The organism is Giesbergeria sinuosa (genome assembly GCF_042652905.1).
Lineage (GTDB): Bacteria > Pseudomonadota > Gammaproteobacteria > Burkholderiales > Burkholderiaceae_C > Simplicispira > Simplicispira sinuosa.
Map to the genome: position 1 here is coordinate 139,168 of NZ_JBHSHJ010000003.1, position 24,728 is coordinate 163,895.

The 24,728-nt window shown below is 58.5% G+C and carries 21 protein-coding genes; 4 read left to right on the forward strand and 17 right to left on the reverse strand.

The window, feature by feature from the left end:
• Positions 1-28: 28 nt before the first annotated feature.
• Complete coding sequence (gene guaB, locus ACFO6X_RS05320) at positions 29-1,504, reverse strand: IMP dehydrogenase (protein ID WP_382430797.1); 1,476 nt, start codon at positions 1,502-1,504, stop codon at positions 29-31.
• 53 nt (positions 1,505-1,557) lie between these two features.
• Between guaB and ACFO6X_RS05325 the strand changes: the two genes are divergently transcribed.
• The gene (locus ACFO6X_RS05325; protein WP_382430799.1) at positions 1,558-2,061 is read left to right on the forward strand and encodes a DUF4124 domain-containing protein; all 504 of its coding nucleotides are present in this window, start codon (positions 1,558-1,560) and stop codon (positions 2,059-2,061) included.
• Here ACFO6X_RS05325 and ACFO6X_RS05330 read toward each other — a convergent pair.
• Positions 2,058-2,396: an RnfH family protein gene (locus ACFO6X_RS05330; protein ID WP_382430801.1), complete on the reverse strand. Its 339-nt coding sequence runs from the start codon at positions 2,394-2,396 to the stop codon at positions 2,058-2,060. The genes ACFO6X_RS05325 and ACFO6X_RS05330 overlap by 4 nt on opposite strands.
• The gene (locus ACFO6X_RS05335; RefSeq protein WP_382430803.1) at positions 2,389-2,829 is read right to left on the reverse strand and encodes a type II toxin-antitoxin system RatA family toxin; all 441 of its coding nucleotides are present in this window, start codon (positions 2,827-2,829) and stop codon (positions 2,389-2,391) included. Before ACFO6X_RS05335 ends, ACFO6X_RS05330 begins: the two co-directional genes overlap by 8 nt.
• A gap of 94 nt (positions 2,830-2,923) precedes the next feature.
• Here ACFO6X_RS05335 and smpB point away from each other — a divergent pair, with 94 nt between their 5' ends.
• Positions 2,924-3,397, forward strand: a complete 474-nt coding sequence (smpB, locus tag ACFO6X_RS05340) for an SsrA-binding protein SmpB (RefSeq protein WP_382430805.1) — start codon at positions 2,924-2,926, stop codon at positions 3,395-3,397.
• Between the two features lie 24 nt (positions 3,398-3,421).
• On the opposite strand, the gene ACFO6X_RS05345 is transcribed toward smpB, so the two are convergent.
• The 9 genes from ACFO6X_RS05345 to ACFO6X_RS05385 form a co-directional block, all read right to left on the reverse strand.
• Entirely contained in the window at positions 3,422-4,516 is a 1,095-nt protein-coding gene (locus tag ACFO6X_RS05345) for an enoyl-CoA hydratase/isomerase family protein (protein WP_382430807.1), read from the reverse strand.
• 184 nt (positions 4,517-4,700) lie between these two features.
• The gene (gene typA, locus ACFO6X_RS05350; protein ID WP_382430809.1) at positions 4,701-6,524 is read right to left on the reverse strand and encodes a translational GTPase TypA; all 1,824 of its coding nucleotides are present in this window, start codon (positions 6,522-6,524) and stop codon (positions 4,701-4,703) included.
• Complete coding sequence (gene truB, locus ACFO6X_RS05355) at positions 6,521-7,516, reverse strand: tRNA pseudouridine(55) synthase TruB (RefSeq protein ID WP_382430811.1); 996 nt, start codon at positions 7,514-7,516, stop codon at positions 6,521-6,523. The genes typA and truB overlap by 4 nt, the downstream gene beginning before the upstream one ends.
• A gap of 2 nt (positions 7,517-7,518) precedes the next feature.
• The gene (rbfA, locus tag ACFO6X_RS05360; protein ID WP_382430813.1) at positions 7,519-7,890 is read right to left on the reverse strand and encodes a 30S ribosome-binding factor RbfA; all 372 of its coding nucleotides are present in this window, start codon (positions 7,888-7,890) and stop codon (positions 7,519-7,521) included.
• A 2-nt stretch (positions 7,891-7,892) separates the two neighbouring features.
• Complete coding sequence (gene infB, locus ACFO6X_RS05365) at positions 7,893-10,778, reverse strand: translation initiation factor IF-2 (protein WP_382430815.1); 2,886 nt, start codon at positions 10,776-10,778, stop codon at positions 7,893-7,895.
• 24 nt (positions 10,779-10,802) lie between these two features.
• Positions 10,803-12,287: a transcription termination factor NusA gene (nusA, locus tag ACFO6X_RS05370; RefSeq protein ID WP_382430817.1), complete on the reverse strand. Its 1,485-nt coding sequence runs from the start codon at positions 12,285-12,287 to the stop codon at positions 10,803-10,805.
• A 79-nt stretch (positions 12,288-12,366) separates the two neighbouring features.
• Entirely contained in the window at positions 12,367-12,960 is a 594-nt protein-coding gene (gene rimP / locus ACFO6X_RS05375; protein WP_382430819.1) for a ribosome maturation factor RimP, read from the reverse strand.
• Positions 12,961-13,136: 176 nt separating this feature from the next.
• Entirely contained in the window at positions 13,137-16,721 is a 3,585-nt protein-coding gene (locus ACFO6X_RS05380) for a DEAD/DEAH box helicase (RefSeq protein WP_382430821.1), read from the reverse strand.
• Positions 16,722-16,754: 33 nt separating this feature from the next.
• Positions 16,755-17,105: a thioredoxin family protein gene (locus tag ACFO6X_RS05385; protein ID WP_382430823.1), complete on the reverse strand. Its 351-nt coding sequence runs from the start codon at positions 17,103-17,105 to the stop codon at positions 16,755-16,757.
• 189 nt (positions 17,106-17,294) lie between these two features.
• Here ACFO6X_RS05385 and ACFO6X_RS05390 point away from each other — a divergent pair, with 189 nt between their 5' ends.
• Positions 17,295-17,501 (forward strand): YjfB family protein, encoded by a 207-nt coding sequence (locus ACFO6X_RS05390; protein ID WP_382430825.1) that lies wholly within the window; start codon positions 17,295-17,297, stop codon positions 17,499-17,501.
• Positions 17,502-17,523: 22 nt separating this feature from the next.
• Here ACFO6X_RS05390 and ACFO6X_RS05395 read toward each other — a convergent pair whose 3' ends face one another.
• The 5 genes from ACFO6X_RS05395 to ACFO6X_RS05415 form a co-directional block, all read right to left on the reverse strand.
• The gene (locus ACFO6X_RS05395) at positions 17,524-18,342 is read right to left on the reverse strand and encodes an HDOD domain-containing protein (protein WP_382430827.1); all 819 of its coding nucleotides are present in this window, start codon (positions 18,340-18,342) and stop codon (positions 17,524-17,526) included.
• 6 nt (positions 18,343-18,348) lie between these two features.
• Complete coding sequence (locus ACFO6X_RS05400; RefSeq protein ID WP_382430828.1) at positions 18,349-20,715, reverse strand: Tex family protein; 2,367 nt, start codon at positions 20,713-20,715, stop codon at positions 18,349-18,351.
• A 72-nt stretch (positions 20,716-20,787) separates the two neighbouring features.
• On the reverse strand, positions 20,788-21,393 hold the full coding sequence (locus tag ACFO6X_RS05405) for an isochorismatase family protein (protein WP_382430830.1): 606 nt from the start codon (positions 21,391-21,393) through the stop codon (positions 20,788-20,790).
• A gap of 50 nt (positions 21,394-21,443) precedes the next feature.
• Positions 21,444-22,358, reverse strand: coding sequence for a ribose-phosphate diphosphokinase (locus tag ACFO6X_RS05410; RefSeq protein WP_382430832.1), 915 nt, complete (start codon positions 22,356-22,358; stop codon positions 21,444-21,446).
• Between the two features lie 5 nt (positions 22,359-22,363).
• Complete coding sequence (locus tag ACFO6X_RS05415; RefSeq protein ID WP_382431254.1) at positions 22,364-23,938, reverse strand: thymidine phosphorylase family protein; 1,575 nt, start codon at positions 23,936-23,938, stop codon at positions 22,364-22,366.
• Positions 23,939-24,096: 158 nt separating this feature from the next.
• Between ACFO6X_RS05415 and ACFO6X_RS05420 the strand changes: the two genes are divergently transcribed.
• Complete coding sequence (locus ACFO6X_RS05420) at positions 24,097-24,708, forward strand: C40 family peptidase (RefSeq protein WP_382430834.1); 612 nt, start codon at positions 24,097-24,099, stop codon at positions 24,706-24,708.
• The last annotated feature ends 20 nt before the right edge of the window (positions 24,709-24,728 follow it).

Below are 24,728 nucleotides of genomic sequence, written 5' to 3' on the forward strand. Positions count from 1 at the left end.
TGGGTTCGGGCCTGTGGCGGTACAAGAATCAATCGGCGCGGTAGTTGGGCGCTTCTTTGGTGATTTGCACGTCGTGGACGTGGCTCTCACGGATACCGGCCGTGGTGATTTCGACGAACTCGGCCTTCTCGTTCATTTCTGCAATCGAGGCGCAGCCGCAATAGCCCATGGCGGCACGCACGCCACCGGCCATCTGATAGACGATCGATACCATCGAGCCTTTGTAAGGTACGCGGCCTTCGATGCCCTCGGGCACCAGCTTATCGGCATTGGGGTTGCCGGTGCTGGACTCCTGAAAGTAGCGATCGGCACTGCCCTGCTGCATGGCACCAATACTACCCATGCCACGGTAGCTCTTGTAGCTGCGGCCTTGGAACAAAATCACCTCGCCGGGGGCTTCTTCAGTGCCAGCAAACATGCCACCCATCATGATGGTGCTGGCGCCAGCGGCCAAAGCTTTGGCAATGTCGCCCGAATAACGAATACCGCCATCCGCAATCAATGGCACGCCCGTGCCCTTGAGCGCCGTGGCCACATTGTCAATCGCCATGATTTGCGGCACACCCACACCCGCCACAATGCGCGTGGTGCAAATAGAACCGGGGCCAATACCGACCTTGACGGCATCAGCACCAGCCTCCACCAGCGCCAGCGCCGCCGCGCCGGTAGCGATGTTGCCGCCCACCACGTCAATTTGTGGGTAGTTTTGTTTGACCCAACGCACGCGCTCGATCACGCCTTGGCTGTGCCCGTGGGCAGTGTCGACCACAATGGCATCTACCCCAGCCCGCACCAGCGCCTCTACACGCTCTTCGGTGCCAGCGCCCACCCCCACAGCAGCCCCCACACGCAAGCGGCCCGAGGCATCGCGCGCGGCATTGGGAAAGCTGGTTTGCTTGGTGATGTCTTTGACAGTGATCAGGCCTTTGAGCTCAAAGGCATCATTGACCACCAAGATGCGCTCAAGCTTGTACTTGTTCAGCAGCGCCTTGGCGGTTTCTGGAGAAGTACCATCTTTTTCATTGACGGTGATCAGGCGCTCGCGTGGTGTCATGATCTGATGCACCTTGACGTCGTAGCGGGTCTCAAAGCGCAAGTCGCGCCCCGTCACGATACCCACCACCTTGCCGCCATCGCACACCGGAAAACCAGAAATGCCCAATTGCTCAGACAATTGCAACACCTGCAACACCGTGTGTTCTGGCGTGATCACGACTGGATCGCGCAAAACACCCGATTCGTAGCGTTTGACGCGTGCCACTTGGGCCGCCTGCTCTTGGGCCGTCAGGTTTTTGTGCACGATGCCAATACCGCCTTCTTGGGCGATGGCAATGGCCAAGCGTGCCTCTGTCACGGTATCCATGGCAGCGGACACCAAAGGCAGGTTCAGCTCGATGTTGCGGGAGAAACGGGTCGCGAGGGACGTGTCCTTGGGTAGGACTTGGGAATAGGCTGGCACCAGCAACACATCGTCGAAGGTGAGTGCTTTTCCAAGAAGGCGCATGTGAAAGCTCCAAAAAACCAATTGTAGCCGCCAGCGCCGCTACACTTCGAACCATGAAAAAGCACTACCCCCTTTTGCTTGCACTGCTTTGCACCCTGTCATCGGGCGCCTGGGCCCAATGGCAATGGGTGGAAAAGGATGGCCGCAAGGTTTTCAGTGACCGCGCACCCCCCATAGACATTCCAGAACAAAACATTTTGCGCAGGCCAGGAGGACATCAGCGCACGGTAGCCCCTGTGGTAGAGACCACACCACCGGCTGATGAGGCGGCAGCAACGGCAGCACCCAAGGCCAGCAAAGTAGATCCTGCATTACAGGCCCGTAAAGCACAGGCTGATGCAGCAGAAGCGGCCAAGAAAAAGGCCGAGGATGACCGTGCAGCCCAAAGCCAAGCCGAAAACTGCGCGCGTGCTCAAGCCGCCAAGACCACTTTTGAGTCAGGTCAACTGCTGCGCCATACCAATGCCAAGGGAGAGAGCGTGTTCATGGATGAAGCCACGCGCGCTACTGAGCAGCAACGCATCCAAAAAGTCATTGACACCAACTGCAAGCGTTAAAGCGGGGCCTTGGGGCGGGCAAACAGACCTGCTGCGCGTGCGCCCTGACGGGCAAAGCGTTCACGCCGGGCCACCTTAGGATCTACCGTCAAGGGGCGGTACAGTTCTACCCGGTCGCCATCACGCAGCGGTTGCGCAGGTGCCATCACCTTGCCCCAAATGCCACAAGTGGGCCATTGCTGCAATGGCAGCTCTGGGGCCAGTAAGGCACTGGCCCGCACAGCATCCGCCAAGGTAGCGCCTAGAGGCAATTGCAATGTGCGCTCCAAGACTTGGCCGGGCTGCAAAGAGGCCACAACGCTCACGCTCAAAACAGAGGGCAGCATCTCAACCATAGACCTGCTGTGCGCGTTTCACGAAAGCATCGACCATCGTAGCGGCAATGCGGTCAAACACTGGCCCCACCAAACCAGCCAGCACCTTGTTAGAAAAACCGTAATGCAGCTTCAGCTCCACCCTAGAGGCCCGCTGCGAGCCATCGCCCACGGCATGGAAATGCCAGTCCCCATCCAGCCGTGAAAATGGCCCCTTGACCAATTTCATTTGCACGCGCCGCCCTTGCTCATGGGTGTTGCGGGTGACAAACGATTGGCGCAAGCCACTCAGGGCAATGCCCACTTCGGCCAGCATACTGCTACCGTCTTGTTCAATCACGCGCGCCCGATCACACCACGGCAAAAACTGTGGATATTGGTCTACCCCGGTGACAAGGGCAAACATCTCTTCGGGGCTATACCAGATCAATACGGACTTGCTGACGGTTTTCATGGAATGCTGTGGGGGAAACTAGAATCGCAGTTGCGCGACGGCAGCAATTGTAGGGAGGCCTTTGATCTCCCGGTTGGCGCCGCAACTATTTCCGATGGCCAAGAAACCCCAAACCTCCTCCCGCATTGCCGATAACAAAAAAGCGGCCTACAACTATTTTTTCGAAGAACGCTACGAAGCGGGCGTAGTGCTGCAAGGCTGGGAAGTGAAGGCACTGCGCGAAGGCAAGGTGCAACTCACCGATGGCTATGTGGTGATTCGCGATGGCGAGCTGTTCTTGTTTGGCTGCCAAATCAACCCACTCAAGACGGCATCTACCCACGTCAACCCTGATGCCGTACGCACCAAAAAACTGCTAATGCACAAGGATGAGATCCGCCGCCTGATTGGCAAGGTGGAGCAAAAAGGCTACACCCTGATTGCCCTCAATCTGCATTGGAAAGAGGGCCGCGTCAAATGCGAGGTGGCACTGGCCAAAGGCAAGGCAGAGCACGACAAACGCGACACCATCAAAGAGCGCGAAGGCAAACGCGAAGTCGAGCGGGCCATGAAGGTACACCACCGCTAAAGCGGGGCGTACCGGCGGTTGAACTCAACCCACCAAGGCGGCCAACGGGTGGGCGTGGGCCGGCCAAGGGCTGGCAAAGAAAGATTGCACCAGCTCAGGCGATACGTCTTCAATGCGCTCCGGGCTCCAGCGCGGCGACTGGTCTTTGTCCACAGCCAGCGCACGAATACCCTCCAGGGTTTCGCTTTGACCAGGACGCAAATAGAAGCAATGGCGCACCAAATCACGCTCCATACGCAGGTCTTGGGCCAAGTCCATGCTGCGGGCCCGGCGTACCTGCTCCAACACCACATGCAGCATCAACGGTGAACGCTTGCGCAACAAGGCCGCTGTGGCCTTAGCCCAGTCGCTATCGGCAGCTTCCAGTGCCGACACGATGGCACTGACGCTACCAAGTGCAAAATACTGGTTGATGTCGGCATGGAAGGTTTCCAGCTTGGGCACGGCTGTTTTCAATTGCTCTGCCACAAAAGCACGCACAGCGGCGCCGTTGGCAAAAGTCTGCTGGCCCAATGCCTCCCAGACGCTGGCTTGTTGGTCAGCGGCCAAGAAGCCATCGGCCAAGTTGAAGGCAATGGCATCACCAGCACCAATGGTTTCACCCACCAGCCCCAGCCACTCGCCCGCACGACCGGGGCAACGGCTCAAAAAGTAGCCGCCCCCAACGTCCGGAAACAAGCCAATTGCCGTCTCGGGCATAGCCATTTTGGTACGCTCCGTCACAATGCGCAGCGCAGCACCTTGGCTGATGCCCATACCACCACCCATCACAATGCCATCCATAAAGGCAATATAGGGCTTGGGATAGCGGTGGATCAGGTGGTTTAGGGCATATTCTTCGGTAAAGAAATCTTCGATTTGGGGATCACCCACGCTGCCCGCTTGGTGCAAAAAGCGGATATCGCCCCCAGCACAAAAGGCACCAAATGGGCCTTCTTTGTTGCTGCCCCGGATGGCTACAGCCAATACGGTAGGGTCATCCTTCCAGGCCAACAAAATGGTCATCAAATCACGCACCATGCCCAACGAAAGCGCATTAAGCGCCCGTGGACGGTTGAGCGTGATCAACCCCACCTGTCCACGCACTTCACTCAAGACCTCAGAGACCGTCTCCGTCATTTTTCTTTCCTTCTGGTTCATTTACGACACAAAGCGTCCATTGTGCGATACGGCAGGGTACCGATTGCGCCATTAGGGTTGGAATAGATGACTCCATGCAGCCATGGCAGCTGATTCCTAAAAAAAAGCCACCGCAAAGGCAGTGGCTTTTGTGCTCACACCGGCACCCAGTGCCGGGCAAAGATCAAGAACGACCAGCACGCTTGCGATCGCTCTCTTTGAGGTGGCGCTTGCGCAGACGCACACTCTTGGGCGTGATTTCGACCAGTTCGTCGTCCTCGATAAACTCCACGCCGTATTCCAGCGTCAGATCAATCGGGGGCGTGATTTTGATAGCATCTTCCTTGCCACTGACACGGAAGTTGGTCAACTGCTTGGTACGGGTGGCATTGACCACCAAATCGTTATCACGGCTGTGGATACCCACAATCATGCCTTCGTACACTGGATCACCGGCCTTGACGAACATACGACCCCGGTCATCGAGCTTGCCCAGAGCGTAGGTGAAGATTTCGCCTTCGTCCATCGAGATCAGCACACCATTTTTACGACCAGCAATATCACCCTTGTGTGGTTCATAGCTGTCAAAGATGTTGGAGATCAGGCCCGAACCACGGGTCAGGTTCAGGAATTCGTTGGTAAAACCGATCAGACCACGGGCCGGAATGCGGTATTCCAAACGGACACGGCCCCGACCATCGGGTTCCATATTGACCAGTTCACCCTTGCGCTCGCCCAAGGCTTGCATCACACCACCTTGGTGACCTTCTTCGATGTCGGCAGTGACCAGCTCAATAGGTTCGTGCTTTTCGCCGTTCACGTCTTTGAAGACCACACGGGGTTTGGATACCGCCAGTTCGTAACCTTCGCGACGCATGTTTTCCAGCAAGATGGTCAGGTGCAATTCACCCCGGCCAGCCACTTCAAAGATACCGTCTTCGTCAGTTTCCTTGACGCGCAGGGCCACGTTGTGTTGCAGCTCTTTTTGCAGACGATCCCAAATTTGGCGGCTGGTAACGTACTTGCCTTCGCGGCCAGCCAAGGGGCTGGTATTGACGCAGAAGTTCATGATCAGGGTAGGCTCATCCACCTTGAGCATGGGCAGCGGTGCGGGGTTGAGCGGATCGGTCACCGTCACGCCAATACCGATGTCAGCAATACCGTTGATCAGCACAATGTTGCCGGGGCCGGCTTCGGTCACTTGCACACGGTCTAGACCTTGGAAAGTCAGTACCTGATTGACACGCCCCTTGAACTGGTTGCCATCTGGGCCTTCCATCACCAGCACGTCCATGCCGGGCTTGATGGTGCCTTGGCTGACACGGCCTACGCCGATACGGCCGACAAAAGTGGAGAAGTCCAGCGCCGAAACCTGCAACTGCAACGGAGCGGCTGGATCTCCCTTTTGTGCGGGCACATGCTTCAGCACGGTGTTGAACAGGGCCGACATATCAGGGCCCCACTGCTCACCAGGAGCACCTTCTTCCAGCGAAGACCAGCCATTGATACCCGAGGCGTACACCACCGGAAAATCCAATTGCTCATCGGTGGCACCCAGCTTGTCAAACAAGTCAAAAGCGGCATTGACCACCTTGTCGCAGTTGGCACCGGGTTTGTCTACCTTGTTCACGACCACGATAGGCTTGAGGCCCAAGGCCAGCGCCTTTTTGGTCACGAAACGGGTCTGGGGCATCGGGCCTTCTTGGGCATCGATCAGCAACACCACGCCATCGACCATCGACAGCGCGCGTTCGACTTCACCACCGAAGTCCGCGTGGCCGGGGGTATCGACGATGTTGATGTGGGTACCTTCCCAGCTCACGGCACAGTTCTTGGCCAAGATGGTGATGCCGCGCTCACGTTCGATGGCGTTGTTGTCCATCACGGTATCGACCACTTTTTCGTGGTCGGCAAAGGTGCCTGACTGGCGCAGCAACTGGTCAACCATGGTAGTTTTACCGTGGTCAACGTGGGCGATGATGGCGATATTGCGAATTTGTGTGCTCATAGTGTTTCCAAAATGCTGGCAGCAGGGGCGGCCAGCGTACGACTTTCTAGAATTTGTTGAATTTCAATCGGACTGAGCAGGCGATCGGGCACCAGCTCTCCCGCCACGGTGTGCCCCACGCCCAACAGTGTGTGGGGAGAGTGACCAAACACAGCCACTGCGGGATGGTTAGGCCAAGCACCCCGTCTGCGCACCCCCGACAGAAAGCGCCCAGCATCTTCGCTGCCCAATGTGACATGCAGATGGTCGGCCAGCAAAGCCTCGGGGGGTAACAGACAGGCCAACCGCTGCGCCTCGTTCATGGCCTCAAAGTCGGCCAGCGTGACACAGCGTTCTACCCCTAGGCCACCGGTATCGGTGCGGCGCAAAAAGGTCAGGTGGGCACCACAACCAAGTGCTGCGCCAATGTCCTCGCCCAGGGTACGGATGTAGGTGCCTTTGCTGCATGTCACAACCATCCGAATCACAGGATGGCCCTGTGCATCAGATGACAACACCAAGCGCAAAGCGTGAATCTCCACCTCGCGGGCTGCACGTTCCACTTCTACACCCGCCCGTGCATACTCATACAGGGCTTTGCCATCCTTTTTGAGCGCACTGTACATCGGTGGCACCTGACGGATAGCCCCAGTGAACTGCTGCTGCACTGCTGCCAAACGCTCAGGGGTTAGCATCTCGGGCGTGATGGCACACCGTGCCAGCACATCACCCTCGGCATCACCAGTGGTGGTGGTCACACCAAGATAGGCAATGGCTTCATAAGTCTTGACGGCCTCTAGCTGCAATTGGCTGAACTTGGTGGCAGCACCAAAGCACAGCGGCAGCACGCCAGTGGCCAACGGGTCCAGGGTGCCAGTGTGGCCCGCTTTTTCGGCGCGCAGCAACCACTTGGCCTTTTGCAAGGCATCGTTGCTGGAGAAGCCCAGCGGCTTATCAAGCAGCAACACCCCATGCACAGGGCGCCGCTGCACCCTCGTGCGTGGCGCGTTCATGCTCAATCCTCTTTAGCGCGAGAAGAAACTGCCTTGGCAATCAAGGCGTTCATGTCTGCCGCCCGCTCGGTAGTGCGGTCGTAGACAAAATGCAGCGTGGGCACGGTATGAATGTGCAAACGCTTGAACAGACCATTGCGCAGGAAACCTGCGGCCTGGTTCAAGGCATCTTGGGTTTGCTGGGGGTCACCCACCAGCAAACTGAAGAACACCTTGGCATGGGCGTAGTCGGGAGTGACCTCTACGCCTTGCAACGTCACCATGCCCACACGCGGGTCTTTCAACTCGCGTGCAATGAGTTCGGTCAAATCGCGTTGGATCTGATCGGCCACTTTGAAGGCACGGTTGGGCGTAGCAGACTTTTTGGCAGCCATGATTACAGTGTCCGCGCGATTTCCTTGATCTCGAAGAACTCCAGTTGATCACCTTCTTTGATGTCATTGCAGTTCTTGAGCTTGATACCGCACTCGAAGCCTTCTTTGACTTCCTTGACATCGTCTTTGAGGCGACGCACAGACTCGACATCGCCAGTGTAAATAACGATGTTCTCGCGCAGCAGGCGGAAGCGGCAGTTGCGTGTCACTTGGCCCGACGTGATGTAGGAACCAGCCACTGTACCAATCTTGGAAGCCACAAACACGGTGCGGATTTCTGCCGTACCCAGTGCCTCTTCGCGCTGCTCGGGAGCCAACATGCCCGACATGGCGGCTTTCACTTCATCAACAGCATCGTAAATGATGTTGTAGTAGTGGATATCGACATCGTTGGCTTCGGCAGTCTTGCGAGCGCCAGAGTCGGCACGCACATTAAAGCCGATGACAATGGCCTTGGAGGCAATCGCCAAGTTGATGTCAGACTCGCTGATGCCACCCACACCCGCATAGACCAACTGCACGCGAATCTCATCAGTAGACAGCTTGAGCAGCGAAGCGCCCAGAGCTTCTTGCGAACCTTGCACGTCCGCCTTGATGATGATGGGCAGGGTTTTGACCTCGCCCGCTGTCATGTCGGCAAACATGTTCTCCAGCTTGGCCGCTTGTTGCTTGGCCAGCTTGGTGTTGCGGAACTTGCCTGCACGGTAGGTAGCCACTTCGCGGGCGCGGCGCTCGTCCGACAGCACGGCAAAATCGTCGCCAGCCTGTGGCACTTCGGTCAAGCCTTGGATTTCGACCGGAATGGATGGGCCAGCCGTTTTAGCCACCTTGCCCGCTTCGTCCAACATGGCGCGCACGCGGCCAAAGGTTTGGCCTGCCAGCACAATGTCGCCCACCTTGAGCGTACCCGACTGCACCAGCACGGTAGCCACAGGGCCGCGGCCTTTGTCGAGTTTGGCTTCAATCACCAAGCCCTTGGCTTGGCTCTCAACCGGGGCTTTGAGTTCGAGCACTTCGGCCTGCAACAGCACCTGCTCCAGCAACTCATCAATGCCCATACCCGTCTTGGACGAGACCGGCACGAAGGGCGAATCGCCACCGTACTCTTCGGGCACCACTTGTTCGACCACCAACTCTTGCTTGACACGCTCGGGATTGGCATCGGGCTTGTCGGATTTGGTGATCGCCACCACGATAGGCACACCAGCCGCCTTGGCGTGCTTGATGGCTTCTTTGGTTTGGGGCATCACGCCGTCATCAGCGGCCACCACCAAAATGACGATATCGGTGGCTTGGGCACCACGGGCACGCATGGCCGTGAAGGCCTCGTGGCCGGGGGTATCGAGGAACGACACCATACCGCGTGGGGTTTCGACGTGGTAAGCGCCAATGTGCTGTGTAATGCCACCGGCTTCGCCCGTAGCCACTTTGGTGCGACGGATGTAATCGAGCAGCGAGGTTTTACCGTGGTCAACGTGACCCATGACGGTAACGACCGGGGCACGTGGCAGCAGGGGCACATCTTGCTGTGCTGCTTCATCCGTGAAGGCTTCGGGGTCGTCCAAGGCGGCCACCACGGCTTTATGGCCCATTTCTTCCACCACAATCATGGCGGTGTCTTGGTCGAGCGGCTGATTGATGGTGACCATCTGGCCCATCTTCATCAGCGCCTTGATCACTTCAGATGCCTTGATCGACATCTTGTGCGCCAATTCGGCCACAGTAATGGTTTCGGGCACATGCACTTCCAGCACGCGCGCTTCCACCTGTGCTGCCTGGTTGTGCTGCTCATGACCACCACGGTCATTGCGGTCGTTGCCACGGCGGCCCTTGGGAGCCGCCGAGCGCCAAGCACTGCCGCCACGACCGGCACCTGCACCGGTATCGCCACGGGTTTTGATTTCTTTTTTCTTGGCTGTGTCACCTGCCCAGCTGGACGACAGCTTGGCCGACTTCACCTCTTTGCCTGCACCAGCTGGTGCAGGAGCAGGGGCTGGCGCACGTCCGGCAGCCGTGCCAGGGGAGGCTGCGGGCTTGTGCAGCGTGCCTTTTTTGGCATCTGCAGCGGGTTTGGGCGCCGGCTTTGGCTCTTCGGGCTTCTTGGCCACGAGCACCTTGGCGGGTGACGAGAGCATAGAGCGAATGGCAGCGGCCTCGGCCAATGCTTTGCGGCGGCGCTCGTCCAAATCGGCAGCACGGGAGGCCTCTTCAGCGGCGCGGGCCTTGGACTCTTCTTCGGCTTTGGCGCGTGCGGCGGCTTGGGCTGCAGCCCGTGCAGCAGCTTCAGCAGCGGCTTCACGCGAGGCTTCTTGCTTCATGGCAGAGGCTTGGGCCTTTTTGCGGGCTTCTTGGGCTGCATAGGCTGCGGCACGCTCAGCGGCCTCACGCTCACGGCGCTCACGCTCTTCGCGCTCCTTGCGTTTCTCGGCCAACTCCTGCTCTTGACGACTGAGCAGCTCGGCTTGCTGGCGCGCTTCTTCCTCACGGCGCACCAGATCAGAATTCTGGGCTGGCGTGATATCCGGAGTAGAGGCCACCGTTTCGGCTTCGGCCTGCGGTGCCTCTGTAGAGGCGGCATCGGCCGTTTCTTCGCGTTTGATGAAGGTGCGCTTTTTGCGCACTTCCACCTGAATCGTGCGGGCTTTGCCTGAAGCGTCAGCCTGCTTGATCTCGCTGGTGGAGCGAGTGACCAGCGTGATCTTCTTGCGGTCAGCGGCATTGACACCGTGACTGGCTTGCAGATGCGCTAAAAGCTTTTGCTTATCAGCCTCGGTCAGGGCATCCGATGCCCGGTTCTTGGTAACACCGGCCTGCTTGAGTTGCTCCAGCAGGGTTTCGGGGGATTTCTTGAGTTCGTTGGCGAACTCGGCAACGGTGGTGCTGGACATATGTGGTTTGTACCTCCCTGACCTTTATTCTTGCCCTGCGAACCAGTGTTCGCGTGCCTTCATGATCAAGGCTTTGGCTTCTTCTTCGGACTGGCCGGTCAGGTCGGTCAGCTCGTCGATGGCCAGATCGGCCAGATCGTCGCGTGTATGGATGCCACCAGCAGCCAGCTTGGCAATCAACTCGGGCGTCAGCCCTTGCAGATCGCGCAGCTCTTGCGATACATCGTCCACGCTCTCTTCCCGTGCGATCTCCAGAGTCAGCAGGGCATCCTTGGCCCGCACTCGCAGCTCGTTGACGGTATCTTCATCAAAGCCTTCGATGTCGAGCATCTCTTGCAGCGGCACATAGGCCACTTCTTCGAGACTCTCAAAACCCTCGGCAATCAGGATATCGGCCATTTCTTGGTCGACATCGAGTTTTTCCATGAACAGGCGGCGCGCCGCATCGGTCTCGCTGGCCTGCTTTTGCGCCGACTCGGCGGCATCCATGATATTGATTTTCCAACCTGTCAGGTCGGAGGCCAGACGCACGTTCTGACCACCGCGACCGATGGCAATAGCAAGGTTTTCCTCGTCTACCACCACATCCATCGCGTGTTTTTCTTCATCGACCACAATCGATTGCACATTGGCTGGTGCCAGTGCGCCAATGACGAATTGGGCGGGGTCTTCAGACCACAGCACGATATCCACACGCTCACCAGCCAACTCGTTGGTGACCGCATTGACACGGGTGCCGCGCACACCGACACAGGTGCCGATAGGATCGACGCGGCGATCATGCGAGACCACAGCAATTTTGGCACGGCTGCCTGGGTCACGGGCACAGCTCTTGATCTCGAGCAGCCCCTGCTCGATTTCAGGCACTTCGTTGCGAAACAGCTCCACCATGAAGGCAGGTGCCGAACGCGACAAGATGATGGGCGCACCACGCAAGGTCAGATCCACGTCCATGATCATGGCACGAACCCGGTCGCCACTGCGCAGGTTCTCTTTGGGAATCATTTCGTTGCGGCGCAGACGGCCCTCAACGCGACCTGCTTCCACAATCAGATCACCCTTGTCCATGCGCTTGACGGTGCCTGTGAAGATCTTTTCGCCACGCGACATGAAGTCGTTGAGCAGCATTTCGCGCTCGGCATCGCGAATCTTTTGCAAGATCACCTGCTTGGCTGCCATGGCACCAATGCGCCCAATAGGCAAAGACTCGATGGGCTCTTCGATGTAGTTGCCCACCTCGACGCCGGACACGCGCTCTTGCGCATCCATGAGCAGCTCTTCGGCCTCGGGGTTTTGCAGCCCGGCATCGTCGGGCACCACCAGCCAGCGGCGGAAGGTTTCGTAGTGGCCGCTGTCGCGGTCAATGGACACACGAATGTCCACTTCGCCTTCATAGAGCTTTTTGGTGGCTTGGGCCAGTGCCAATTCGACAGCACCCAGCACCACATCACGCTCGACATTTTTCTCGCGTGAAATGGCTTCAACCAACATTAACAATTCGCGATTCATGCGACGACTCTCCTGTTTCCTTCACCTGCATTGGGCAGCTCGGTCATCCCGACCCGGGCCACCCAGACGTTTGTTGCGCTCATCCGGGCTGACCGGGCGCTGGAGCATGGCCTCGCCCCTTGAAGTCGACAATGGGTGCCAGACGGGCGTCACGCAACTCATCGAGCGCAAAGCCTAGCGCCTGCAATGGGGCAGGCACCCGTTTTTTGCTAACTTTCTGGCCCGGCTTGGGCGGCGGCTCGTCACTCCAGACAATTTGCCAGCCACCCGTCTCAGCACGTTCTAGGGTACCGCGAAATTTTTTCCGATTGGCGTTGACCTGCCCATCGGCTGCCGCACCTATCGGGGCTTTGAGGGTGATATCGATGACTTCACCCTCAAAACGCTCAAAATCTTGCTGATGGCGCAACGGACGGTCAATACCAGGCGAGGAGACTTCCAGACGCTTGTAGTCCACGCCATCGACTTCCAGGGCAAATTGCAATTGGCGCGTGACCTTTTCGCAATCTTCGACCGTGACAAACTGCTCTGGTGTGGTGGAGGCACCTTCAACTGGCGGTTGCCAAGGCCAATCAATGGTGATGCGTAGCAGACCCCCCGCAGAGCGTTCAATCTCTACCAGGTCATAGCCCAGACCCACCACGGTTTGTTCAACGATTTGCTGCAATGCCACGTGTTTTGATTCAGTCCCAGAAAAACAAAAAACCCGATAACCCCCAGAGGCTTCGAGCTCCAAAAGCAAACGACCAAAAAAAACGGGCGGTGGATACCCGCCCGTGTGGTCGTGAGGGTTCTATTGTAGCCTGCAAACCGTGCCTTGGCACAGTTTGCCCCACAGAAAAAAGGATGTCAGGGCGCAAGTGGCTTGAGCAGTTCGGCAACATCGTTGGCGGTAAACATAGGCTCTTGGCGGGCCGTGGCACCGCTGTACATGCTGTCAGCCAATTGCGCTTTACGCTCTTGCAAGGCCAAGATGCGCTCTTCAATCGTGCCTTGGGCCACCAGCTTGACCACCCAGACGCTTTGCGTTTGGCCGATGCGGTGGGCGCGGTCGGTGGCTTGATTTTCTACCGCTGGGTTCCACCACGGATCGTAATGGATCACGGTATCGGCTTGGGGCAGGTTCAGGCCGACACCGCCGGCCTTGAGGCTGATCAAGAACAGGGGCACTTGGCCGCTGGTGAATTGTTGGATGATGTCATCTCGTTTTTGACTTTGCCCGGTCAGTTTGACCCAAGGCAACTGGCGTTTTTCGAGTTCGGCTTCAATCAGGGCCAGCATACTGGTGAATTGGGAGAACAGCAAAATGCGCCGCCCTTCGGCCAGCATCTCGGGCAATATCTCCATCAGGTATTCCAACTTGGCCGAGGTTGGGACTTTGCGGGCGGCCTCTAGGGGTACCAGTTGTGGAGCGCAGCAAACCTGGCGCAGCTTGAGCAGAGCATCCAAGATGGTCAATTGGGATTTAGCCAGTCCTTGGGTCTCTAATGCGTCACGCACACTGGCTTCCATAGTCAGGCGGATGGTCTCGTAGAGGTTGGCCTGTGGGCCTGCCAGTTCTATGCGCATCACGGTCTCGACCTTTGGAGGCAGATCGGCAGCCACTAAGGCTTTGGTGCGCCTGAGCATGAATGGTGTGACACGGGCACGCAACTGTGCCAAGCGGGTGCTGTCGCCCCATTTTTCAATGGGTTGACGAAAAATTTCGGTGAAACGTTTTTGGCTCCCTAAAAAGCCGGGCATCAGAAAATGGAACAAGCTCCAGATCTCACCCAAGTGGTTCTCCATCGGGGTACCCGATAGACACAAACGGTGGCGGGTCTGCAATTCACCGACCACCTGTGCCGCTTGGGTGCTGGCGTTTTTGATATTTTGGGCTTCATCGAGCACCACCAGATGCCAGTGCTGCGCCAACCAACGCTTGCGGTCGCGTTGCAACAGAGAGTAGGGCGCGATGACCAGATCGCAATCGGCGATGTCTTCTACGACAGCATGGCGATCTTTTCCATGCAACACCAAAGAGCGCAATTGCGGACAGAACCGTGCCGCTTCGCGCTGCCAGTTGCCCATGAGGCTCACGGGGGCGATGATCAGGGCAGGGACTGTCAGACGCCCGGCCTCTTTTTCAACCTGTATATGCACCAAGGTTTGCAAGGTCTTGCCCAAGCCCATGTCATCGGCCAAGATGCCACCCAAACCGTGGTGGCGCAAGAACTGTAGCCAGTTGAGCCCCTGTTGCTGATAAGGGCGCAGCTGGGCTTGCACGCTGGTGGGGAGGGGCACGTCAGGCAGTGGAGACTGGTGGTGAAGTTGCTGCACCAACGAATGCAAAGCCGTAGCACCGGCCCACACCGCCCCCTCACCCAGGGCCGCACTGGTGCGCAGTGCATCCATGCGCGACAAGCGCAAACTGTTGGCAGTGAAGTCGTGCTGGCGGTCTCCCACCAAGTCAAACAGTGCCGCCAGCCAAGGCTGCAAAGCAGCCGTGGGCAACCGCAGAAAACCCGTAGTACGGTGAGGTGCTGGCACAAACAGGAAGGGCGGCAGTTGTCGCTGGCCCGTCTGGGGGTCTGTGGGGCTGTGGGCGACTGTGGCAATGATCTCTGGCAGCAAGGGCAGAATGTTGTGGCGTTGGCCGTCAATTTCTATGCCCAGTGACAACTCAAACCACGGTGAGGTAGCAACAGCCTCCGTACTGTCTTCTAAACCGGGGGGGATGCCCTCGGGTTGTAGTCGCACATTCAACTGATCGGCGCGAATAATCCACTGCTGCAAGGCTGTATCGGTGGTGATTTGGAAGCCTGCCGTCCGCAAAGTGGCAAAGTCCTCATCCAACCATTGCAACCACTGTTGGCGCCCTGCGGCATGGCCCAATTGAAACTGGCCGTGATCGCCAAGGGGGGTCAGGCCCAAACCCAGCAGTTGCGCCATCGCATGTTGTTCGGCAGCCAAGTCTCGGTGCAACAGCACTTGGTTGGTTTGCCCTGCCGTGGCCTCCACCAAGACGGTGGCTTGTGCTGTAGGCCACCAGCCCGACAGCCCTTGGTAATCAAAACGCAGCTGGGCGCTGAGCATGCCCAGCTGGCCCTGTTGGGGCGCAGGCGTGGGACTAAGGTGCAATTGGGCTTGGGGGGAGACTCCACGCAGCACGGTGATGTCTTGCACCACAGCCGGCAGCGGCAGATGGCCCAGTTGCTCTATCAGCGTTCGTTGGTGCTGCTTTAACAGGGTCTCTGAGGCTGGTGGAGCTTGCAGCAATACGGCCAACTGTGCGGGGGTGAAGCCGGGCATGTGCACGGGGCCGCACAGGCCGTGTGCAGCATCCAGATACAGTGGCGGCTGATTGGCACAGAGTTGCATGCCCTCTTGTACCGCCACAGCCTGCAATTGCCATAGCGGGGCAGCGCCAGTGGGGGCGATATCCTTGGTTTTCCAACTCCACTGTGCTGTGTGTGCTTCGCCCCATTGCACCGGCATACCAGGTTGCCCATCGGTCTGGGTCAGAAACAACCGTTTGGTGCTGGCAGCATGTTGGAGGGCAGATGCAACCATCGGCCCTTGCAAAACCACCCCTTCGTGCAGTATGCGATGGCCTGTCGGGCTGCTTGCGTGCTGCTGCGATGGTTGGGCCGGGCGCTGTGGAAGGCAGCAAATGCTGCGCAGCAATTCCACCGTAGTGCGATCGTCCTCGCTGGCTTGTTGGTAGAGGGGATCGCTCGGCAAGGGCAGATGGTTGAGGTGGCGCACCTTGGCCCAACCACCCGCCTTTTTGGGGTAGGACTGCACCAGGTGTAGGCACAGCATGGGCAGCCTATCAGCATCAGGCACGGTGCGCTCTTCTGGTACGGCCAGCGCCAGCAGGTACAAAAAACAGTCTGCCCGCTGGGGAGGATGATTTGCTGTAGTGGGGGCTGTACGCGGATGGCTTTGCTCCAGCGTATGTAACCATTGCAGCCATTGCGTGTCTATCAGGGCACGGGCTGTAGCCTGTTGCTGGCGTTGTTGTTCTGCCACGCTTTCTTCTGAAGCGGCTCGCTCGGCTTGCAAGGCCTCAGGGCTCAAGCGGATGGTTCCGGGCAGGCCGATGTCCGGAAAGGCTTCATGGCCGTGGTGCGAAGCATGCAGCAACAAAGCCACTGCATGTTTGCATTGGTGGCCGACTGGGCAACTGCACTCACTCTCCCAGCTATAGGGTTGACCAGTCATATCGACATGGACTTCAATGCTCAGTGTGTAAGGTGCCGTGGCACTGCCCTGAACCTGACCAAACACTTGCCAATGGTCATCCAGTGCTTCAATATCAAACGCGAGGATGGCACCTTGGCGGTACAGCTCTTGCCCTCGCTGCCCCGTGGAATGGCCCGCGCCGTGGGCGATGGTGGTCAGAGGAATCCAAGGAGCCTGAGCACTGGACGGTCGAACAAAGCGGGACATGGGGGATGGAGAACAATCAGCAACATTCTGCCGTTATGGGTGGGCTGCACGCAGACGCTCAAACAGCAGTTGTGCTTGGGGATCGATACAGGCGGGCGCAGGAATGCTGGCCAACATACGGGCCAGCACCCCGGCCTGTGGGGGCAATGGCCCCAAAAAACACACCTGTGTGGTGTTGGCCAACAACAGGGTCGGAAAGGTTTCAATGTCCAAGTCACCAAGCAAGTCTGCTTCGTCCTCGACATCTACCCAGACAAAGCGCATGTGCGGGTGTTGCACTGCGGCGGCGTTAAAAACATCGACATAGGCATCGCAGGTGCGACACCAAGCGGCACACAGGCAAATGACCCAATGGGTAGGGGCGATGGAAGCAGAGGTGGGCACAGGTATGAAACTGGAGCGGGGAGCAGCGCCGATTGTGCCCCAAGCCATCGGCGTCACCACTGGGCCTGTAGTGTGCAGGCACCAGCCCAGACAGCCCCCATCGGCACGCGGTCTTTGACTGGCAGGGCTGTCAGTACGGAACTACACTGGACAAATATTGTCCTCTTAATTTACTGCTGGAGTTTTACGATGGATGTCTCTCTCACCAACCAGATCATCAACACGGCCACGGCCATGAATCAGGCCAAAACGGCGCAGGAAGTGAGCACGACGGTGCTCAAAAAGAGCATGGACATGCAGGAGTCTGCGGCAGCAACGCTGCTTCAGGCATTGCCCCAAGTGCCCCCCTTGGCGACATCGGGCTCTTTAGGTACCCAAGTGAACACCTACGCCTAAAACACGGGTTGACCTAAGCGGGTTAGTCGTCGGCATCCGGGCGGGCATACCAGTCGATAGGGTCTTGCTGCAACACCATGTCGATATCCAACCCCAAGGCCAACCCTACTTCGGCCGGAAAACTGACGGCCAATTCTTTGTCGTTCATGCCTGCTTCGCGGGCGCGGGCACGCCAAGCAGCCAAATGAATGACCCCGGCCAAGGGCTCATAGGCTTGGTTGTCAAAAGGGGCATCTTGGTAATTGATGGCGTCAATGACCACCTGTGGCAGTTGCCAGCGCCGCGCCAATGCGGCACTCACATCGCCATAACAATACCCCAACAGCCGCAGCTCCAGTTTGCTGCGCCGAATGTCTAGCGGCGGTAGCAAGGCATTGATGGATGGCATTCTGTCGGGGTGCCCCCAATGGATGAGCAGCTCACCCAATGCGTGCAATAAGCCCGCCGTGTAGGCGGCTATCTGGTTTTGCTGCACAGTGCCCGCCAAAGAGCGGGCCAGTTTGGCCGTGTTGCGACTGTAGCGCCAGAAGTGTTGCAAATTCATGCCCGGCACCGAGCGCGAAGTGGTTCCTAAGGGTGCTGTTTGCACCAAGGCCCGCAGATGAGCCACCTCTAGCAGCGCCAGCGCCTCGGAAATGCCCGCCAACTGCCCTGACAGGCCAAAATCTGCCCCATTCGCCAGCGCCAACAGGCGGGCAGCCAGGGCCGGATCGGTGCCAAACAGTTGATTGAGGCGGCGCAGATTGGGTTCATCTTGCGCCAACTCCGTCATCAGCAAGGCTACGGCGCGCGGCAGGCTGGGCAGCGCCGGGGACATCTCCAGCAGGGCGTGCAAGTCCATAGGTGGTCAGTGGCCCTTGCGTTGCTGCAATTTGGCAAAGGCAGAAGCCATTGCCGAGGGGGGCGCTGTTGCAGTATCCCGGCCACGGGCTGCCTGCTGTTGGCGGCCAGCGGGCGCAAAGCGATGGTCTCGTGCGCCATCGCGGCGGGCCGGGGCGGCATCGAGTTTCATGCTCAGGCTGATGCGTTTGCGCTCTACATCCACTTCAAGCACCTTGACCTTGACGATATCGCCGGTCTTGACCACCTCACGGGCATCACTGACAAACTTGTGCGCTAACTGGCTCACATGCACCAAACCGTCTTGGTGTACCCCCAAATCGACAAAAGCACCAAACTGGGCCACATTGCTCACCGTACCTTCGAGCACCATGCCTTCGCGCAGGTCTTTGATGTCTTCTACGCCTTCGTTAAAACGCGCCACCTTAAAGTCTGGACGCGGGTCGCGGCCTGGCTTTTCTAGCTCACTCAAAATATCTTTGACGGTAATGACACCAAACTGTGGATTGGCAAACAGCTCTGGGCGCAATGTTTTGAGCATCTCAGCACGGCCCATCAATTCGGCCACAGGTTTGCCTGTGTGGGCGATGATGGCTTGCACCACCGGGTAGGTTTCGGGGTGGACGCTGGTCATGTCCAGCGGGTTGTCGCCCCCCCGGATGCGCAAAAACCCGGCCGCTTGTTCAAAGGTTTTGGGCCCCAACCCTGTCACTTCGAGCAGTTGTTTGCGGTTGCGGAAAGCCCCGTGGGCTTCGCGCCAACGCACCACGGCTTTGGCTACGCTAGGCGATAGCCCCGACACCCGCGACAACAACGGCACGCTGGCAGTATTGAGATCGACGCCCACCGAATTGACACAGTCCTCCACCACGGTGCCCAACGTGCGGGCCAACTCGCTCTGGTTCACATCGTGCTGGTATTGACCAACGCCAATGCTTTTGGGGTCGATTTTGACCAGTTCGGCCAGTGGGTCTTGCAAGCGACGGGCAATACTGGCCGCACCACGCAAGCTGACATCGACCTCGGGCATCTCTTGGCTGGCGTATTCGCTGGCGGAATAGACCGAAGCCCCGGCCTCACTGACCACTATCTTTTGCACACCAGTAAGGGACGGACTGGCCTTTTCCAGCAACTTGATGAGATCGGCAGCCAGCTTGTCGGTCTCGCGGCTGGCGGTGCCATTGCCAATGGCAATCAGTTGCACACCATGCTTACGGCAGAGCTGGGACAGGGTGTGCAGGGCACCATCCCAATCCTTGCGAGGCTCGTGGGGGTACACAGTGTGGGTATCGACCAGCTTGCCGGTGGCATCTACCACAGCCACTTTCACGCCGGTGCGGATACCGGGGTCTAACCCCATCACCACCCGTGGCCCTGCTGGGGCCGCCAGCAGCAAATCGCGTAGATTGTCGGCAAACACTTTGATGGCGACTTTTTCGGCTTCTTCGCGCAAACGCGAGAACAAATCGCGTTCGGTAGACAAGCTGAGTTTGACGCGCCAGGCCCACGCCACGCATTTGCGGATCAGATCGTCGGCGGCACGGCCCGCATGGCTCCAGCGCAAATGGACGGCTATTTTGCCTTCGGCCAAACTGGGGTGACCGGGTTCGGGTTCTATGGGCTGCACCAGTTTGGCATCCAATATCTCCAGTGTCCGGCCCCGAAACACCGCCAGCGTCCGGTGGGACGGCACGCGGCCTATGGGCTCGTCGTAGTCAAAATAATCGCGAAACTTGGCTACTTCAGGATCGGATTCGATCTTGCCATCTACTTTTTTGCTGCGCAGCAAGCCTTCGGCCCATAACCACTCGCGCAGCGATTGCACCAGTACGGCATCTTCGGCCCAACGCTCCGACAAAATATCGCGCACGCCATCCAACACCGCAGGCACGGTAGAAAAGTCCGGGCCAGGCTTGCCATCGTCCAAGGTTTGCGCCGGACGCAAAAAGGCCAGCGCCTCTTGGGCAGGATTCAGTGTCGGATCGGCCAGCAGTTGGTCGGCCAGTGGTTCAATGCCGGCTTCTTTGGCCATTTGGCCCTTGGTGCGGCGCTTTTGTTTGAACGGCAGGTAGAGGTCTTCCAGCTCCTGCTTGGTTGGGGCTGCGGCAATGGCCGCGCGCAGAACATCGGTGAGCTTGCCCTGTTCATCAATCGCCTTGAGCACAGTCAGGCGTCGGTCTTCCAACTCGCGCAGATAAGACAGACGGGCTTCGATCTCGCGCAGCTGGATATCATCCAGCCCTTGCGTAGCCTCTTTGCGATAGCGAGCGATAAACGGCACCGTTGCGCCGCTGTCGAGCAGCTCCACGGCTGTTTGCACCTGCTGGGCCGTCACCCGGATTTCTGTGGCAATTTGCCCGATGATTTTTTGCATTGCTAAGAACAGTGAGCCTTGCGGCAGCCATCAAAAAGCGGGCGAGTGTGCCACAGGCATTTTTCAGATTTTTTATTTGATCAAAGCCAACATGTCTTTGAAGGCAGGGTGCTCACAACTACCCAACCATTCAAAAGCCACCATCTCCGTGGTGACCAATTCAGCACCCGCCCCGGCCAAGCGGTCAAAGGCCGCATCGCGGTTGCGTTCAGTGCGCGAGCTGCACGCATCGGTCACGACCCACACCTCGAAGTCTTCGGCCAAGAGCTCTAAGGCCGTTTGCAAGAGGCAGACATGGGCCTCACAGCCTGCAATCACAATGCTGGGGCGCTCGGGCGCCGCCGGTTGCGCTGGTTTTTGCAGGTGTTTGGGCAGGCTGCGCGCATTGCCGCCTTGGGGTTTGACGGGAGGTCGCAACCAATCGGCCAAGCCATCGGGCACTGCACTGAAGTGCATTTTGTTTAAAGTCTTGCGGCACAGCGCCCGCAAGGCCGCATCGTTGGGGCCAAGGCGATCAGGGTTTTGCTCCGTGCCCCAAACAGGCACGTCCAACATCTGTGCCATCGTCGCCAGACGCACCGCATTGGCCAGCACCACTGGGCCTTCGTGGATGGCAGGCATCAGACGGGTCTGGTAGTCCACCAGCACGAGTTGGGATTCAGCAGCGTCCAGCAGCATGGAGAGGTCTTTCTTGAGTTCAATACAGGGGCAGATTGTCGCAGCGCCCGCTAAGGCTGTAGCGTTTGCAAGGCATCGCTCAACGCAGGTGCCAGCGCAACACAATTGCTGGGGTGTAGCACGGCATCTGTGCTCCAGAAGTGCTCAACTCCGGCATCGTGCAGGGCTTGCAATGCAGCCGCATCCAACAAGGCATGGGTCACAGCCACGTCCACTGAAGTGGCACCAGCGGCCCGCAGCAGTGCTGTGGCTTGGATCAGTGTATGCCCAGTGCTAGCCATATCGTCCAGCAACACAACTGCCCGCCCTTGCACTGGCACAGGCGGCAAGACAATGCTGACCTGTCGGTCGCCATGGCGCTCCTTGGTACAAACCGCATGGTCTAGGTTGTGGCGGGCCGCTGCTTGGGCCACCCATTGTGCTGATTCGCCATCGGGCCCCATCAACAAGGCACCCGCACGCTGTTGGACGATCCAATCGGCCAACAGGGGCGCACCACTGACCACGACCGTTTGCATGGCGGGTACCGCTTCGTGCAAGGTAGCCACCCGGTGTAGGTGTGGGTCCACGGTCAGCACAGCATCAAACAGGCCTGCCAGAAAATCTCCCACCACACGCTGGCTCACGGCCTCGCCGGGGTGAAAAGCGATGTCTTGGCGCATATAGGCCAAATAGGGGGCGACCAGCGTCAGGTGCTGCACGCCCAGACGGCGGGCCGTCTGGGCCGCCAACAGCAACTCCACCAGTTTGTCATTGGGTTGGTGCAGGCCACGCAGCAACACCACCCGTGGCGGCAACAAGCCTTGGGCATCGACTGGCAGTGTCAATTTGAGCTCCCCATCCGGGAAGCGGTGGCGTGCAATAGGCCTTGCTTGCAAGCCAGTGGCACGGGCCAGCCGCTCGGCGCTGGCCTGCTCATCGGCGAAGAACAGCAAACAGGTGGTGGGGCTGTGCAATGCAGTCATAGTGCTCAAAACTCCACAAAGACACGGGGCAAATCGTCTGCCGTACCAATGCGGTAGGCACTGGCCCGGCTGCTGGCTTGACGGGCAAACTCCAAGTCGGCGGCATAGCCCGCATAGACACGGTACAACACGTCCCCTGCGGTCACGGCATCGCCCAACTTGCACAGCAGGTCAACACCCGCCCTTTGCACTTTGGGCGCACCCGCCAAACGGGCAATGCGGGCAATTTGCAAATTGTCGATACCCGCCACCACCCCACTGGCGGGCGCAAGCACCTCAAAACTCAGCGGCCCCAAGGGGGGGTGGTTGTGGTCAAAGTCTTTACCGCCTTGGGCGGCGATGATGTCACGCATCCGTGCCAACGCACGGCCTGAGTCCAGAATATCGCGGGCAATGGCATAGCCATCACCACCGCGAATGTCTGGATCGCACTCAATCAAGCGCCCGGCCAAGCGCAGGGCTTTTTGTCGCAGATCATTGGGGGCTCTTGGGTCGTTTTCGAGCACCCGCATCACATCACGCGCTTCCAGCACTGGGCCAATACCGCTGCCCACTGGCTGGCGGCCATCCGTAATCACCACATCCAGCGACAACTGCAAGCGCCGCGCCACATACTCAAACAAACGGCGCAGGCGCTGGGCCTCGGGCATGGAGCGCACCTTGGCCGTGGGGCCAATCGGGATATCCAACACCAGATGGGTGGAACCCGCCGCAATCTTTTTCGACAAGATAGATGCCACCATCTGCCCTGGCGAATCAATCGACAATGGGCGCTCCACCGAAATCAACACATCATCGGCTGGCGAGAGTTGGGCTGTGCCCCCCCAAGCCAAACAACCGCGATGGTCGCGCACGATGTCGGCCAGTTGCTCTAAGGGCAGTTCCACATTGGCCAGCACCTCCATGGTGTCTGCCGTGCCTGCAGGCGAAGTGATAGCGCGTGAAGACGTTTTGGGACACAACATGCCATGTGCGGCCACAATGGGCACAATCAGCATAGAGGTGCGGTTGCCCGGAATGCCGCCAATACAGTGCTTGTCTACCACCCTGGGCTCATGCCAATCCAGCCGCTGGCCCGTAGCCACCATTGCATCAGACAGAAAGAACACTTCTTCTCGGTCGAGTTCATCGCGGTTGCAAGCCACCACAAAGGCCGTCAGTTCGATCTTGGAGTAGCGATGTCGGGCAATGTCGCGCACGATGGCATGAAAATCCTCGCGCGCTAGCCGTTCACCGGCAATTTTTCGGAACAGTGCCCCCATGGATTCGGGCGGTTCTGCCTGAGACACCGTAACGGTATGACCATCAGACACCCCCAGTTGGGCAAAGGCATCTTCCGATAAGCCCAACTCTTGGCAGCCCACAATCGACAAATCATCGACCACATTGACCGTAGCCAGAATGCGCCGCCCATTGCTGCGCACCTCGATTTTGGACAGGGCTTGAAAGCCCTCCGCGCGGTAGACGGCGCAATCGCGGTGCAGATAGGCAACGTTTTCACGCCAAGTATCAATGGCCACACGGCGCACCGCCAATTGAGAGACGGGCACTACCACTGGGGCAGACTCGGCCACTGCCATAGCAGAAGAGGGGGTAATTTCAGCAGTCATAGTGACAAGACTACACCGGATTAACCGGCCCGCGTACCGGGTCTGCACAGGCAAGCATGGCAAAAGTGAGTGCAATGACAGGTTTTTCTGGTTTTGGGCTGGCCTTGACCGTGTTACCCTTCGCGCCCATGTCTAAATGGTTTTGCATCCTGTTGATTGCTTGCGCCAGCGCCCATGCGGCCCCTGGTGCAGCACCCGCCGACGACGCAGTACAGGTTTTGAACGACAAAAGCCTGCTCAACCAACTCGTTGAAATCCAACACAACGTGGCAGAAAAAGCCCAGAGCAAACTCTCCGCAGTCGGGCAAAACGTGAGCCAGACCGCACACCAGGTGGCCGATAGCACTGCCGATTTGGTGATCACCTCCATGGGTTTTTTGGGCTTGCCCTACCGCCGTGGTGGCAGCAGCGCAGAAACTGGCTTTGATTGCAGTGGCTTTGTTCGGGCGATGTACCAACAAACCGTTGGCATGCTGTTGCCGCGCCGGGCCAGCGATCAGGCAGCCTCCACCCAAGTCATCGACAAAAAAGAGCTCAAGCCTGGCGATTTGGTGTTTTTTAACACGATGCGCCGTGCCTTCAGCCATGTGGGCATCTATGTAGGCAATGGCAAGTTCATCCATTCGCCCCGCAGTGGCTCCGAAGTGCGTGTAGAAGACATGCGCGAGAGCTACTGGGCCAAGCGTTTCAATGGTGCCCGCCGGGTGGCTGGCATTGACGAAGGCGCCAAGACTTACTGAACCACACCACCCGATGGTGT

Coding starts and splice junctions, on each gene's coding strand:
- guaB (WP_382430797.1), bottom strand. CDS start 1,504: ATGCGCCTTCTTGGAAAAGCACTCACCTTCGACGATGTGTTGCTGGTG.
- ACFO6X_RS05325 (WP_382430799.1), top strand. CDS start 1,558: ATGAAAAAGCACTACCCCCTTTTGCTTGCACTGCTTTGCACCCTGTCA.
- ACFO6X_RS05330 (WP_382430801.1), bottom strand. CDS start 2,396: ATGGTTGAGATGCTGCCCTCTGTTTTGAGCGTGAGCGTTGTGGCCTCT.
- ACFO6X_RS05335 (WP_382430803.1), bottom strand. CDS start 2,829: ATGAAAACCGTCAGCAAGTCCGTATTGATCTGGTATAGCCCCGAAGAG.
- smpB (WP_382430805.1), top strand. CDS start 2,924: ATGGCCAAGAAACCCCAAACCTCCTCCCGCATTGCCGATAACAAAAAA.
- ACFO6X_RS05345 (WP_382430807.1), bottom strand. CDS start 4,516: ATGACGGAGACGGTCTCTGAGGTCTTGAGTGAAGTGCGTGGACAGGTG.
- typA (WP_382430809.1), bottom strand. CDS start 6,524: ATGAGCACACAAATTCGCAATATCGCCATCATCGCCCACGTTGACCAC.
- truB (WP_382430811.1), bottom strand. CDS start 7,516: ATGAACGCGCCACGCACGAGGGTGCAGCGGCGCCCTGTGCATGGGGTG.
- rbfA (WP_382430813.1), bottom strand. CDS start 7,890: ATGGCTGCCAAAAAGTCTGCTACGCCCAACCGTGCCTTCAAAGTGGCC.
- infB (WP_382430815.1), bottom strand. CDS start 10,778: ATGTCCAGCACCACCGTTGCCGAGTTCGCCAACGAACTCAAGAAATCC.
- nusA (WP_382430817.1), bottom strand. CDS start 12,287: ATGAATCGCGAATTGTTAATGTTGGTTGAAGCCATTTCACGCGAGAAA.
- ACFO6X_RS05380 (WP_382430821.1), bottom strand. CDS start 16,721: ATGTCCCGCTTTGTTCGACCGTCCAGTGCTCAGGCTCCTTGGATTCCT.
- ACFO6X_RS05390 (WP_382430825.1), top strand. CDS start 17,295: ATGGATGTCTCTCTCACCAACCAGATCATCAACACGGCCACGGCCATG.
- ACFO6X_RS05395 (WP_382430827.1), bottom strand. CDS start 18,342: ATGGACTTGCACGCCCTGCTGGAGATGTCCCCGGCGCTGCCCAGCCTG.
- ACFO6X_RS05400 (WP_382430828.1), bottom strand. CDS start 20,715: ATGCAAAAAATCATCGGGCAAATTGCCACAGAAATCCGGGTGACGGCC.
- ACFO6X_RS05405 (WP_382430830.1), bottom strand. CDS start 21,393: ATGCTGCTGGACGCTGCTGAATCCCAACTCGTGCTGGTGGACTACCAG.
- ACFO6X_RS05410 (WP_382430832.1), bottom strand. CDS start 22,358: ATGACTGCATTGCACAGCCCCACCACCTGTTTGCTGTTCTTCGCCGAT.
- ACFO6X_RS05415 (WP_382431254.1), bottom strand. CDS start 23,938: ATGGCAGTGGCCGAGTCTGCCCCAGTGGTAGTGCCCGTCTCTCAATTG.
- ACFO6X_RS05420 (WP_382430834.1), top strand. CDS start 24,097: ATGTCTAAATGGTTTTGCATCCTGTTGATTGCTTGCGCCAGCGCCCAT.